A 14,462-nucleotide genomic window follows, 5' to 3' on the forward strand; every position below is an offset into this window, starting at 1 on the left:
AGGCCGCGGGCCGCACATGTGCGGCCCCTACAGCGCGGCGGTCCGGGGGCCAAGAAAGGCAATTTTATGGAACTCACCGAAATTTTACGTATTGCAGTCAACGAGGGCGCGTCGGATGTGTTCGTCGTGGCGGGCCTGCCGCTGACGTTCAAGATCAACGGCCATCAGGACCGCCGCGGCGCGGTGCTGATGCCCGATGACACCGAGGTGGTCATCCGCGCACTGTACCAGCAGGCACGGCGCGACCCGGAGCAGCGTTTGAACAGCCCGTCCGTGGACGACGATTTTTCGTTTTCCATGCGCGACTTGGGCCGCTTCCGCGCCAATGTGCTGCGCCAGCGCGGCAGTCTGGCCGCGGTGCTGCGCGTCATCCGGTTCGGCCTGCCCGACCCGGCAGCGCTGGGCATCCCGCCGCAGGTGCTGAGCTTTGCCCGCCGCCGTCAGGGGCTTGTGCTGGTCACGGGGCCTGCGGGCAGCGGCAAATCCACGACGCTGGCCTGTATGATCGACGCCATCAACCGCGAACGCGAGGGCCACATCATCACGATGGAGGACCCCATCGAGTTCATCCACCACCACAACCGCTGCATCGTGACCCAGCGTGAGATCGGCACCGACACGCGCACCTACGTGCAGGCGCTACGCGGTGCCCTGCGCGAAAGCCCCGACGTGATCTTGCTGGGCGAGATGCGCGACGACGAGACGATGGAGGTCGCCATGCAGGCCGCCGAGACCGGGCAGCTGCTGTTCTCAACGCTGCACACCACCGGCGCGGCCAACACGATGGACCGCATCATCGACGCCTTCCCCGCCGCGCGGCAGGGGCAGGTGCGGGTGCAGCTTGCCATGATTTTGCAGGGCGTCATCAGCCAGCAGCTCGTCCCCACCACCGACGGCGGGCAGACCGTGGCGTTCGAGATCATGGACTCGACCCCCGCCATCAGGACCCTCATCCGCGAGGGCCGCACCCACCAGATCGATGCGTCGATCCAGGCCGGTGCCGCGCTGGGCATGTGTACGATGGACGACAGCCTGGCCGCCCTGTGCCGGGCGGGGAGAATTACGAAAGAAACCGCGCTGACCTATTGTTTGCATTTGGAAACGATGCAAAGGAAGCTGGCGGCGGTGAGATAAACGGCTGCTGGCCCGCGGCGGGGTGAGGGCACCCCGCCCTACGTATATACGGTTGAATGTAGGCCTGACCCCAGGCTGCCGCGCAGTTCCCGGGCGGTTTGTAGGGAGCGGTCTTGACCGCTCCGGGCAGCTTGCAAATACCGCCAACCTCCTGCGGAGGGGTCAAGACCCCTCCCTACGCAATACCCCAAAAACGGGCAGTCACCCATTTTGAGTGACTGCCCGTTTGGCCTACATTCAGATAACGTTATACTCCTTCAGCAGCTTCTCCACCTCGGTGCCCTCGATCTTCTTGAGGGCCTCCTTCATGGCGAGCTTGCCGACGAGAGGCATCTCCATATCGGTGATCTTGCGTCCGTCGCGGAGCTTGACCGTGGCATCCAGCAGGCAGCGGATGTCGTAGACGCTGCCCCAGACCTCGGGCACGCCGCGGTCCACGTTCAGCAGGGTGTAGACGGCCTCCATGCCGGTGCGGATGGAATACTCGGTGGTGAAGATCGTGTCGCGGGCGGTCTCGGCAAACTGGCCCAGGAACGCGAAGTTGACAGCGCCTTCAGGCACGATGTCGGGGCGGTCACCCGCAGCGCGCGGCATAAAGAACGCATCAATATACGGCATCATGCAGGGCACGGTGTTGGCGCTGTTCGCGGCCATGTCCTCGATCTGATCCTCGGGCACGCCCAGGTGGTACAGCCACTCCATGCAGATCTCCTTGCCGGTGCAGTCGCGCATGGGCTTCTTGATATAGTTGCCGGGCTTGTCGGTGAACAGGCTGTAGACCCAGACGCAGAGCTGATCCTTGGGCTGGTCGCGGAACTGCTGCTGACGGTTCAGCGTCCAGCTCAGCAGCCAGTTGGAGTCGGTGACCGTGACAATGCCGCCGGTGACGACCTTGCCGCTGAACGGGTCGCGCTTGCAGATCTTCTTGATATAGGGCACGATGCGCTGGTCCAGCGTCGTGACGGTGGCGCTCATCCAGTTGGACAGCTCGGGGTCATAGCAGAACTTGTCGGGGTGGCCGAAGCTCGGGTCCTGCGCGGCAATCTTGCGCCACAGGTCCCAGCCGCCGCCCTCCTTGATTTCGGGCTTGAACTCGGCGGGGGTGTCCTGGCTGCCCAGGGTGGAGTTCTCGACGCAGCCGCCGTTCGTGATAAAGACGAGGTCGTTCTCGGTCAGGTCGATGGAGCTCTCCTGACCGTCGTGCAGGATGTCGATGCGGGTCGCCTGCTTCTTGCTGCCCGCGCAGTCGAACGCAATGTTCGTGACCTTTGTATCGTAGTGGAACTGCACGCCGAAGCCCTCGAGGTACTTGACCATGGGCAGGATCATCGACTCGTACTGGTTGTAGCGGGTGAAGCGCAGCGCCGTAAAGTCGGGCAGACCGCCGATGTGGTGGATGTAGCGCTGCAGATAGCGCTTCATCTCCAGTGCGCTGTGCCAGTTCTCAAAAGCGAACATCGTGCGCCAGTACATCCAGAAGTTGGAGTTCAGCACCTCATCGTCAAAGAAGTCGGTGATCTTCTTGTCGTACAGCTTCTCATCGGGGGACATGAACAGGTTCATGATCTCCATGGCGGCCTTGTCGGACAGGCCGAACTTGCCGTCGGTGTGGGCGTCCTCGCCGCGGTTGCGGGTGGCGCGGCAGAGGCTGTAGTTGGGGTCGGCCTTGTTCAGCCAGTAGTACTCATCCAGAACGGTGTGGTTCTCGTCCTCGATGGACGGGATGGAGCGGAACAGATCCCACATACACTCAAAGTGGTTGTCCATCTCGCGCCCGCCGCGCATGACGTAGCCGAGGTTCTCGTAGTGGTAGCCGTCGCAGGCACCGCCCGGGATGGGGTCTTTCTCGAGAATGTGGACGTGCTCGCCCTTCATCTGGGCATCGCGGACGAGATAGCACGCCGCAGACAGCGCCGCCAGGCCGGAGCCGACGATGTAGGCGGACTTGCCGTCCACGTTGGCGGGCTTTTTGGGGGTTGCAAAGGCTTCATAGTTACCGGCGGAATAATACATAGTGTACCTCCTGTGATGATAAGGCCGCGTGCTTGTTGGGGGCGGCCTGTGATTTACTTGGTATGTCTGTAGTATACCCGGCGGGCGGAACGGTTACAATCAGCAAAAAATCCCCTTTGATAAGAATTTTATCAAAGAGGACGGATTGTATAGAGTATGGCGATTTTGTGAATGGGAGAGGAAAAGGCCCCCTTGTCAAAGGGGGGCTGTCCGCGTGAGCGGACTGGGGGATTCCGACGGGCCGCCCGGGAGGATGGCGCTGCCCGAATGCGGCCCGGAATCCCTCCGGCCTCGCAGGCTCGGCCACCTGTTCCCCCTCTGGCGCTACGCGCCACCTCCCCCGGCGCGGGGGAGTCTGTCTTTGACAAGGGAGACTTTTACCGTTACTTATCGATCCGGCACGCCTCCAGAGCCTTTGTAATATCCCCGTGGATAAGGGTCGATACCCGCTCGATGAGGGCGGCGGGGTCGTCCTTCATGCCGGTGCGCACCCATTCCAGCGTCAGGCCGACGAAGGCGTACTTGTAAAAATTCGCGATGAACTCCTTGTCCTCAGGGCGCACGGTCATCCCGGCCGCCTTCTCCTCGACGACGCCGATCATCAAATCGTAGGTCAGGCGGTAGAGGTAGTTCTCGATATGCTCGCGGCTGATGGAATGATACACTTTGGTGACAAAGACCTTGTCCTTCTGCACGGCCTGCAGGATCTGCAAAAAGCCCTGCTGCCAGGTGTCGTAGGTCTTTTGCCCGGCCAGCGCACGGGTCGCGCTCTCGATGCAGGCCCACTCGACCAGATCGTAGATGTCCTTGAAATGGTAGTAGAACGTCATGCGGTTCACGCCGCAGTGTTCGGTCAGGTCGGTCACGGTGATTTTGTCCAGCGGCTTTTCGGCCAGCAGGTCCTTTAAGGATGCGACCAGCGCGCGCTTTGTCATTTGGGACATGGGTGCGTTCTCCTTATTATAAGCGTTACGGCGGATGCGGGGCGTCGGGTACGCCGCCCCCCTGCAACCGTAGGGGCGGATTCCATATCCGCCCGCGGCCGTTTGCGGCAATATCATTATTATAAAAGAAGATTATGAATTTTTAAACCCCTGCACCCGCTCCCATAGCGTCACGACCCGCTTGCGGGCCATGCAAGAAAAAATTGCGGAAAGGGCGAAACTGTGGTATAAAAAGGATAATAAATCTGTTAAGGAAGTGTTCCCCATGCCTGAAATGCTTGATATTGTCGATGAAAACGGCGTTCCCACCGGTCAGAGCGTGCCGCGCACGACGGCCCATGCCGAGGGGCTGCGCCACCGCACCAGCCATGTCTGGATCGTGCGGCGCAAAAACGGCAGGGTGCAGGTGCTTTTGCAGATGCGCTGTGCCGCCAAGGATTCCTACCCCGGCTGCTACGATATTTCCTCTGCCGGGCACATCCCGGCGGGCGCGGAGTTCGTCGGCTCGGCTCTGCGGGAGCTGCGCGAGGAGCTGGGCGTGACCGCCGCCCCCGCCGACCTGCACGAATGCGGCCTGCGGCGGTTCCGCTTTGAGGCTGAATTCCACGGTAAACCGTTCAAAGACAATCAGGTCAGCAAGGTGTTCTGCCTCTGGCTGGACCGCGAGGCCGAGGACTTTGCCGTGCAGAAGTCGGAGATCGACTATGTAAAATGGTTCGACCTGGACGAGGCCGTTGCCGCCGTGGAGCAGGGCACAATCCCCAACTGCATCTTCCCGGAGGAGCTGGGGATGGTGAAGAAGTTTGTGGGGCAGACCGGGGGCGGCTGCTGACGCTGACTGCGGCGGGGTGAGGGCGTGTGCAAAAGAATGAACAGCCTGGGTGAAGCGGCTTCCCCCTCGGGGGAAGCTGTCAGCGGCCCCGCCCGCTGACTGATGAGGGCGAGGCTTGTCTCTGCTGCCCGTTTATGGTCTGCCGCCCGGAAACTTACCCCCTCATCCGGCCCTGCGGGGCCACCTTCCCCCTTGGGGAAAGGCAAAGGCTTTCCTCCGGTGTTGCCAAATCCGCAATTTTGTGTTGCCTAATGCTGAAAACCGTGCTATAATACATACGTCAACGCTGGATATACACGAGGGATTGCATATTTTTGCAGGCACGGGCAGCATAAATGTATAACTATTCGTCAACCTGCCTAAAACAACCGCGAAAATGGAGAATCCTTTGGCAGTTTTACCGCTTGCAAAATGTATAAAAGAGTGTATAATATACAGCAATGAATGAATAAATATTCAAGGCAAACGGCAAGCAACATACCCCGCGCGTCTTGATGAAGAAACAGAGAGGGGATTTCATCATGAAAAAGGATAAGAAAGACATCAAAAAGGTAGTTCTGGCGTACTCCGGCGGTCTGGACACCTCCATCATCATTCCCTGGCTGAAGGAAAACTACAACAACTGCGAGGTCGTCGCAGTCTCCGGTGATGTCGGCCAGGGCACCGAGCTGGACGGCCTGGAGGAGAAGGCCATCAAGACCGGCGCGTCCAAGCTGTACGTCCTCGACCTGAAGAAGGACTACGTCGAAAACTACATCTGGCCCTGCCTGAAGGCCGACGCCAAGTATGAGGACTACCTGCTGGGCACCTCCCACGCGCGTCCCTGCATCGCCGCCGCGCTGGCCGAGATCGCCAAGAAGGAGAACGCCGACGCTATCTGCCACGGCTGCACCGGCAAGGGCAACGACCAGGTCCGCTTTGAGCTGACCCTGAAAGCGCTGGCCCCCGATATAGCCATCATCGCCCCGTGGCGTGAGTGGAGCATCAAGAGCCGTGACGAGGAGATCGACTACGCCGAGGCCCACAACATCCCCCTGAAGATCAACCGTGAGACCAACTACTCCAAGGACAAGAACCTGTGGCACCTGAGCCATGAGGGCCTCGACCTCGAGAAGCCGTCCCTGGAGCCGCAGTACAATAAGCCGGGCTTCCTGGAGCTGGGCGTTTCCCCCGAGCAGGCCCCCGACACCCCGACCTACGTCACCATCCACTTTGAGAAGGGCATCCCCACCGCTGTGGACGGCAAGGAGATGGAGAGCGTCGAGCTGGTCGAGTACCTGAACAAGCTGGGCGGTGCCAACGGCATCGGCCTGCTGGACATCGTCGAGAACCGTCTCGTCGGCATGAAGAGCCGCGGCGTCTATGAGACCCCCGGCGGTGCCATCCTGTACAAGGCGCACGATGTTCTGGAAACCATCACGCTGGACAAGGAGTCTATGCACTTCAAGGCACAGCTGGCCCAGAAGATGGGCGAGCTGGTCTACAACGGCCAGTGGTTCACCCCGCTGCGTGAGGCCATCAGCGCCTTCACCGACGACCTGCAGAAAACCGTCACCGGCGACGTCAAGCTGAAGCTCTACAAGGGCAACATGATCAACGCCGGTGTCACCAGCCCGTACACCCTGTACGATGAGCAGACCGCGTCCTTCGGTGAGGATGAGGACTACAATCAGGCAGACGCCAACGGCTTTATCAACCTGTTCGGCCTGCCCATTGCCGAGCGCGCCAAGCTGGCCAAGAACTGGCCCGCACAGGACTAATAAGCGAACGAACGCCGAATAAGCAACCGCCAAGGGGCGTGGAAACCCTTTGGCGGTTTTGGCATTCTACAAAAAAGCCTTCCCCTGAGGGGGAAGGTGGCCGAGCGAAGTGAGGCCGGATGAGGGACGGCGCGCCCGCGATTGCCCATGAATGGGTCGTGTCGGCAGGTCTGCCCCTCATCAGTCCGCTTCGCGGACAGCTTCCCCCAAGGGGGAAGCCTTTAGAAAGCGGAGGTAAAACCTATGCCCCAACTTTGGCAGGGCCGGGCCAGCAAGGCCGTTGACAGCCGCGTAAACGATTTTAACTCCTCCATCCGCTTCGACGCGCGGATGATCGAGCAAGATATTCAGGGCAGCCTTGTCCACTCGGCCATGCTGGGCAGACAGGGCATCATCTCCCGGCAGGATGTGGACGATATTCACAAGGGTCTGCACTCCATTTTGGACGATTTGCACAGCGGCGCATTGGAAATCGACCCCAACGCCGAGGACGTCCACACCTTCGTCGAGCAGACGCTGACCGCCCGCGTCGGTGACGCCGGTAAGCGCCTGCACACCGGGCGCAGCCGCAACGATCAGGTCGCGCTGGACATCCGCCTGAACCTGCGCGCCGCCAGCGAGCATATTCAGGGCCAGATAAAAGAACTTATCACCGTGCTTTGCGACCAGGCCGAGAAGGGCGCAGGGTACGTCATGCCCGGCTACACCCACCTGCAGCGTGCCCAGCCCGTGACCTTCGGCCACCAGCTGATGGCCTACGCCTGGATGCTGCTGCGCGACTTGGGGAGATTGCAGGACGCGACCCGCCGCATGGACGCCGAATGCCCGCTGGGCAGCGGCGCACTGGCGGGCACGACCTACCCGCTGGACCGCTTCTACACCGCCGAACAGCTCGGCTTTGCCGCGCCGTGCGGCAACTCCATCGACGGCGTGTCGGACCGCGACTTCTGCATTGAGCTGTGCAGTGCCATGGCGACCTGCATGATGCACCTTTCCCGCTTGAGCGAGGAAATTATTTTGTGGTGCAGCTGGGAGTTCAAGTTCATCGAGCTGGACGACGCCTTTACGACGGGCTCGTCCATCATGCCGCAGAAGAAAAACCCCGATGTAACGGAGCTGATCCGCGGCAAAACAGGCCGCGTCTACGGCGATTTGAACACGCTGCTCGTCATGATGAAGGGCATCCCGCTCGCCTATGACAAGGATATGCAGGAGGACAAGGAGGCTATTTTTGACGCCGTGGACACGCTGGAGCTCTGCCTGCGCACCGTCACGCCGATGCTGGCCACGATGACCCCGCTGCCCGCCAACATGCGCCGCGCCGCCGCGAAGGGCTTTATCAACGCGACGGACTGCGCCGACTACCTGACGAAGAAGGGGATGCCCTTCCGCGATGCCTACAAGTGTACCGGCACGATGGTGGCCGCCTGCATCCGCGAGGGCAAGACGCTGGAGGAGCTGACGCTGGACGAATTCAAGCAGTACAGCGACCTGTTTGAGGATGACGTTTATACGGCCATCGACCTGACGACCTGCTGCGAGGGCCGCACCAGCTACGGCGGCCCGACGAAGGCAAGCGTGATGAAGCAGGTTGCGGATGTGAAGGGGAAGCTGGCATAAAAGCCTTCCCCATCGGGGGAAGGTGGCCGAACCTGCGAGGCCGGATGAGGGCCGAACCTGCTGCGGCTGCCCGTTTACAGGGCGGCGGCGGAAACTTTGCCCTCATCAGCCGCCTGCGGGCGGCAGCTTCAGTCTACGCGCTAAGAGCCGCCTTCGGCGGTTGCGCTCCGACACGCGCCTGCGGGCGCAGCCCCTCGGGGAAGCCTTTAGAACTGGCGGCAGCCCCACGGGGGAAGCCTTTGGAAGTAAGGGGTGTAACAATGGGAAAATACAAAATCTTCGTGGACGGTTCCTCCGGGACCACCGGTCTGCGCATTGCGGACCGGCTGGCGGAACGGGACGAATTTGAAATTCTGAAAATCTCCGAGGCGGACCGCAAGGATGTCCGCGCCCGGGCGGCGGTCATCAATGAGAGCGACCTCTCGTTCCTCTGCCTGCCGGACGACGCCGCGCGTGAGGTCGTGCCGCTGCTGCGGGATGATGTGCGCATTCTCGACACGAGCACGGCGCACCGCACCGCGCCCGGCTGGGTCTACGGCCTGCCCGAGCTGCACGGCACCCGCGAGGCGCTGAAAACCGCGACCCGCGTCGCCGTGCCGGGCTGCCACGCCACCGGCTTTATCGCGCCCGTCGCGCCGCTGGTGGAGCTGGGGATCATCCCTAAGGCCGCGCACCTGAACGTGACGAGCCTGACCGGCTACAGCGGCGGCGGCAAAAAGATGATCGCCGAGTACGAGGCCGAGCGCACCAACAAGGCGCTGAACGCCCCGCGCCCCTACGGCCTGGCGCTGCACCACAAGCATCTGCCCGAGATGGCCGCCGTCACGGGGCTGGACACCGCACCGAATTTCGTCCCCGTTGTGGCCGACTACTACGCGGGCATGGAGACGATGATCCCGCTGGATGTAACGGCGCTGGGTGTTTCCGCGCCGCAGGTCGCGTCCGCGCTGGCGGAATATTACGACGGTCAGCCGATGGTGAAGGTGCATCCCCTGTGCGAGGGCACGGACGGCGGCTTTTTGGCCGCCAACAAGCTGGCGGGTAAGGACACGCTGGAAATTTACTGCCTGGCCAACCCGGACGGCACCCGGATGCAGCTTATCAGCCTGTTTGACAACCTCGGCAAGGGCAGCTCGGGCGCGGCAGTGCAGTGCATGAATCTGATGCTGGGGCTGGAGGAGACCAAGGGCTTAGCGCGGTGAATGGCTTCCCCCTTGGGGGAAGCTGTCAGCGGCCCCGACCGCTGACTGATGAGGGGCGGCCTTGCCGGAACAACCCGTTTACGGGCGGTAATGGCGGACTTTGCCCTCATCCGGCCTGCGGCCACCTTCCCCCGAAGGGGAAGGCTTTTGAAGTTCAATATAAAATAGCAAGAGGGGTACATACAATGTCTGATTTCAAATCAATTCCCGGAGGCATCTGTGCGCCGAAGGGCTTTTCCGCGGCGGGCGTGCATTGCGGCATCCGCCATAACCATTCCAAGCTCGACCTGGCGCTGATCAAGGCGGACGTCCGCTGCGCGGGTGCGGGCTGCTATACCACCAACAAGGTCTACGGCGCACCCATCACGGTGGACCGCGAGCACCTGAAGGACGGCTATGCACAGGCCATCGTTGTGAACAGCGGCAACGCCAACACCTGCGCGCCCAACGGCGTGCAGCTGGCTAAGGACACCTGCGACATCGTCGCCAAGGAACTGGGCATCCGCGCGGACGACGTGCTGCCGTCCTCCACCGGCGTCATCGGCCAGGCCATGAGCATCGAGCCGTTCGCCAAGGGCATCCCGGAGGCCGCCGCCAAGCTGGCCGCCGACGAGGCCGGCAGCCACGACGCGGCTACCGCGATCATGACCACCGACACCCACCCGAAGGAAATTGCGCTGGAATTTGCCGTCGGCGGCAAGGCCGTGCGCATCGGCGCTATCGCCAAGGGCAGCGGCATGATCCACCCGAACATGGCCACGATGCTGCTTTTTATGACCACCGACGCCAAGGTCGCGCCCGCCGCGCTGCAAAAGGCGCTGTCCACCGTCGTGCCCGCCACCTTCAACCAGATTTCGGTTGACGGCGATACCTCCACGAACGACACCGTGCTGCTGCTGGCCAGCGGCCTGTCCGGCGCAGAAATTGCCGAGGGCACGCCCGATTACGATACGTTTGTCGCCGCGCTGACCGAGGTCGCCGAGCATCTGAGCCGCGAGCTGGCCGGTGACGGCGAGGGCGCAACGAAGCTGCTGGAATGCACCGTGACCGGTGCGCCCGACCTGGCGACGGCCCGCGCGGTGTCCAAGAGCGTCATCCACTCCACCCTGTTCAAGGCCGCCATGTTCGGCGCGGACGCCAACTGGGGCCGCGTGCTCTGCGCCATCGGCTACACGCCGGGCGATTTCGACATCAGCAAGACATCGGTGCGCCTCAAGAGCAAGGCCGGTGAGGTCTTTGTCTGCGAGAACGCCGCCTACCACCCCTACAGCGAGGACGAGGCCGCCGTGGTGCTCAAGGAGGACGAGATCGACATCCTCGTGGACCTTGGCAGCGGTGACGCCACCGCCAAGGCCTGGGGCTGCGATCTGACGTATGATTATGTGAAGATCAATGGGGATTATCGCACCTAACGCAAAAGACTTCCCCCCAAGGGGAAGGCTTTAGGAGTAGGGGATGCGGAGGAGCACAATGAAAAACGAACAAATGGCCCTGCTGTTCAGCGAGGCTACACCTTATATCCAAAAATACCACGGTAAAACGCTTGTTATAAAGTACGGCGGCAACGCGATGGTCAACGATGACCTCAAGCTGGCCGTCATGAACGACCTGGTCACGCTGACGCTGCTCGGCGTGCGTGTCGTGCTGGTGCACGGCGGCGGCCCGGCTATTAACAGTATGCTAAAAAAGGTGGGCAAGGAGTCCAAATTTGTGGGCGGCCTGCGCTACACCGATGAGGAGACCATGGGCATCGTCCAGCAGGTGCTGGCCGGGCAGGTCAACAAGGATCTGGTCGCGCTGCTCAAGGGCCGCGGCGTCGGCCTGTGCGGCATGGACGGCCACATGATCATGTGCAAGCGCAAGTCGGACGTTGACCTCGGCTACGTCGGTGAGATCGAGAAGGTCAACACGACGCTGATCGACCACCTGCTGGCCGACAGCTTTATCCCGGTCATTGCCACCGTCGGCATGGACGACAACGGCGTCCCCTACAACATCAACGCCGACACTGCCGCAGCGGAGATCGCCATTGCCCTGCACGCCGAAAAGCTCGTCAGCATGACGGATATTGTCGGCCTGCTCTACGATAAGAACGACGAGTCTACGCTCATCCCCGAGGTCGAGGTCTCCGAGATCGAGGGTTACAAGGCTGCGGGCGTCATTGCGGGCGGTATGCTGCCCAAGATCGAGGGCATGGCCGACGCCATCTATCAGGGCGTCCACGAGGCCGTCATCATCGATGGCCGCGTCCCGCACTCGATCCTGCTCGAGATGTTCAGCGACAGAGGCGCAGGCACGATGTTTTATAGAAGGGGCAACCGCTGAACCGGGAACGGGCGGCAGACAAATAAGAAATAAAAAATAATAAATAATAAAGAAGGTGGAGTTTGCGCCCGAAGGCGCAAACAAAAACGTAGGGGCGGATTCCATATCCGCCCGCAGGGCGACTGCCGATGGCCGGGCGCTTTTTTTGAGCGGAGCGCAGCGACGCGATCCACCAAATTTATTATTTATTATTTATTCTTTATTATTTCTAAAAAAGGGGGTCACCCAATTGAATACCGAAAAAGTTATTTCCCGTGATAACGACTACATCCTCCACACCTATGGCCGCAGCCAGGTCGTGCTGGCGGAGGGCGAGGGCATGACGGCCAGGGACGCCGACGGCAAGAGCTACCTTGACTTCACGTCGGGCATCGGCGTCAACTCGCTGGGCTACTGCCACCCCGCGTGGGTCAGGGCTGTGGCCGACCAGGCCGCAACGCTGCAGCACACGTCGAACCTGTATTACACCGCCCCCGACGGCAAGCTGGCGAAAAAGCTCTGCCGCCGCACCGGGCTGGACGCCGTGTTCTTCGGCAACTCGGGCGCCGAGGCCAACGAGGGCGCGATCAAGTGCGCCCGCAAATACAGCGTAGATACGTATGGAGAGAGCCGGAATAAGGTCATCACGCTGGTCAACTCCTTCCATGGCCGCACACTGGCGACCCTGACCGCCACCGGCCAGGACGTGTTCCATCACGACTTCGGCCCCTTCCCGGGAAATTTTGACTACGTGCCCGCGGGCGACTTTGCCGCGCTGGAAAAGGCTGCCGACAAGAACACCTGCGCCGTCATGATGGAGCTGGTGCAGGGCGAGGGCGGCGTCGTCGCGCTGGACGCGGACTACGTCGCCAGGGTCGCGGCGTTCTGCAGGGAAAAAGACATCCTCGTCATTGTGGACGAGGTGCAGACCGGCGTGGGCCGCACCGGCAAGTTCCTGGCGTGCGAGCATTTTGATCTGCATCCCGACATCGTCACGCTGGCGAAGGGGCTCGGCGGCGGCCTGCCCATCGGCGCGGTGCTGATGAACAAAAAGGTCGCCGACCACATGAAGCCCGGCTCCCACGGCTCGACGTTCGGCGGCAACCCGGTCTGCTGCGCCGGTGCGCTGGCCGTGCTGGACGAGATGGACGACGATTTCCTCGCCAACGTCAACGAGCGCGCGGCCCAGCTGCGCGCCGGGCTGGCAAAGCTGCCCCATGTCAGGGAGGTCAGTGGCCTCGGCCTGATGGTGGGCATCGCGTTTGACGACGGCATCAAGGCCGCCGACGTCCGCGCCGCCTGCGAGAAGGCGGGCCTGCTGGTGCTGACCGCCAAGACCCGCCTGCGTCTGCTGCCGCCGCTGATCCTGACGGCGGACGACGTGGACGACGCGCTGGCGATTTTGCGCAGCGTACTGGAGAAATGCGTATGAAACATCTGCTGAAGCTGGGCGGCATGACGCCCGAGGAAATTCTGCACATTCTGGATGTGGCCGACGAGTACAAGCGGCTGCACAAGGACGGCGTGGACCCGAAGGATCTGCAGGGTAAGGCGGTGGCGCTGGTTTTTGCCAAAAACTCCACCCGCACCCGCACAAGCCTGGAGGTCGGCATCTACCAGATGGGCGGCTTGGGCACCTACCTGAGCGCCAGCGACCTGCAGACCGCCCGCGGTGAGCCTGTGCAGGACACGGCCCGCGTGCTGGGGCGGTACTATGACGCCATCGTCTGCCGCACCTACAAGCAGACGACGCTGGACATGCTGGCAAAATACAGCGGTATACCGGTGGTTTCCGGTATGACCGACTATGCGCACCCCCTGCAGGTGCTGACAGACCTGATGACCGTGCGCGAGCGCAAGGGCACGCTGGCCGGGCTGAAGGCCGGGTTTGTCGGTGACGGCTACAACATGGCAAACAGCGTCATTGTGGGCTGTCTGGCCGTGGGCATGACGGTGACGATTGCCTGCCCGAAGGGCTACCGCCCCGCCGCCGACGTGCTGATGCTGGCGAAGCAGTACGGGGATAAGTTCACGCTGACGAACGACCCGGACGAGGCCGCGCGGGACGCGGATGTGCTGTTCACCGACGTGTGGGTCAGCATGGGTATGGAGCGCGAGGCCGAGCAGCGCCGCCGCGACTTTACCGGCTTTACGCTGGACGCCGCCCGCATGGCGCTGGCAAAGCCGGACTGCATGGTGCAGCACCCGCTGCCCGCCCACCGCGGCGAGGAGATCGCCCCCGATGTGCTGGAAGCCCACGCCGACGAAATTTTCGACGAAGCGGAGAACCGCATCTACGTGGAAAAGGCCGTGCTGGCGGTGCTGCTGGCGGGGAAATAAGAGTATTGCAGTAAGAGGAACGGCAGGGGAGTGCGAGCGTGCGAACCTGCCGTTTTTTGTGCGGAATAACCCGAAAACGGGCGGCAATGGCAAGGCCGCGGGCCGGGCATGCCCGGCCCCTACGGACTGTGGAAAAGGAGGATGTAGGGCGGCCTGCCCCCAGGCCGCCGTGCCCTTTTGCGGTAAGGAGAAGCCTTGCGGATCAGCCTTGCGGATCATTGTAGGGGGCGGCGTCCCCGACGCCCCGCGGGAGTGAGCGGCGGCGGAAGGCGCGCGGGAGGGATGAATCCCTCCCCTACGGGTTACCTTTTAG

At 62.0% G+C, this 14,462-nt stretch carries 11 protein-coding genes; 9 read left to right on the forward strand and 2 right to left on the reverse strand.

What is annotated here, in order from left to right:
* Window positions 1-66: 66 nt before the first annotated feature.
* Window positions 67-1,134 carry a type IV pilus twitching motility protein PilT gene (locus tag B5D32_RS09875; protein WP_078784886.1) on the forward strand — a complete coding sequence of 356 codons (1,068 nt, stop codon included), beginning with the start codon at window positions 67-69 and terminating at the stop codon, window positions 1,132-1,134.
* A gap of 237 nt (window positions 1,135-1,371) precedes the next feature.
* Here the strand turns inward: B5D32_RS09875 and B5D32_RS09880 are convergent, their stop codons facing one another.
* Together B5D32_RS09880 and B5D32_RS09885 are read right to left on the reverse strand one after the other, a co-directional pair.
* Window positions 1,372-3,147, reverse strand: a complete 1,776-nt coding sequence (locus B5D32_RS09880; RefSeq protein WP_078784887.1) for an oleate hydratase — start codon at window positions 3,145-3,147, stop codon at window positions 1,372-1,374.
* Window positions 3,148-3,530: 383 nt separating this feature from the next.
* On the reverse strand, window positions 3,531-4,091 hold the full coding sequence (locus tag B5D32_RS09885; protein ID WP_078784888.1) for a TetR/AcrR family transcriptional regulator: 561 nt from the start codon (window positions 4,089-4,091) through the stop codon (window positions 3,531-3,533).
* Between the two features lie 265 nt (window positions 4,092-4,356).
* On the opposite strand from B5D32_RS09885, the gene B5D32_RS09890 reads away from it, so the two are divergent.
* From B5D32_RS09890 to argF, 8 genes are all read left to right on the forward strand, one after another.
* A complete protein-coding gene (locus tag B5D32_RS09890) occupies window positions 4,357-4,923 on the forward strand; it encodes an NUDIX hydrolase (RefSeq protein WP_078784889.1) in 567 nt (188 codons plus the stop codon).
* Window positions 4,924-5,444: 521 nt separating this feature from the next.
* The gene (locus tag B5D32_RS09895) at window positions 5,445-6,683 is read left to right on the forward strand and encodes an argininosuccinate synthase (protein WP_078784890.1); all 1,239 of its coding nucleotides are present in this window, start codon (window positions 5,445-5,447) and stop codon (window positions 6,681-6,683) included.
* A 243-nt stretch (window positions 6,684-6,926) separates the two neighbouring features.
* Entirely contained in the window at window positions 6,927-8,303 is a 1,377-nt protein-coding gene (gene argH, locus B5D32_RS09900) for an argininosuccinate lyase (protein WP_078784891.1), read from the forward strand.
* A gap of 260 nt (window positions 8,304-8,563) precedes the next feature.
* Entirely contained in the window at window positions 8,564-9,505 is a 942-nt protein-coding gene (argC, locus tag B5D32_RS09905) for an N-acetyl-gamma-glutamyl-phosphate reductase (RefSeq protein WP_078784892.1), read from the forward strand.
* A gap of 185 nt (window positions 9,506-9,690) precedes the next feature.
* Window positions 9,691-10,917, forward strand: coding sequence for a bifunctional glutamate N-acetyltransferase/amino-acid acetyltransferase ArgJ (gene argJ / locus B5D32_RS09910; RefSeq protein ID WP_078784893.1), 1,227 nt, complete (start codon window positions 9,691-9,693; stop codon window positions 10,915-10,917).
* A 58-nt stretch (window positions 10,918-10,975) separates the two neighbouring features.
* A complete protein-coding gene (gene argB / locus B5D32_RS09915; protein WP_078784894.1) occupies window positions 10,976-11,830 on the forward strand; it encodes an acetylglutamate kinase in 855 nt (284 codons plus the stop codon).
* Between the two features lie 229 nt (window positions 11,831-12,059).
* Window positions 12,060-13,241, forward strand: a complete 1,182-nt coding sequence (locus B5D32_RS09920; protein ID WP_078784895.1) for an aspartate aminotransferase family protein — start codon at window positions 12,060-12,062, stop codon at window positions 13,239-13,241.
* Entirely contained in the window at window positions 13,238-14,149 is a 912-nt protein-coding gene (argF, locus tag B5D32_RS09925; protein WP_078784896.1) for an ornithine carbamoyltransferase, read from the forward strand. The genes B5D32_RS09920 and argF overlap by 4 nt, the downstream gene beginning before the upstream one ends.
* Window positions 14,150-14,462: the final 313 nt, after the last annotated feature.

This window comes from Gemmiger formicilis (assembly GCF_900167555.1).
Lineage (GTDB): Bacteria > Bacillota > Clostridia > Oscillospirales > Ruminococcaceae > Gemmiger > Gemmiger formicilis.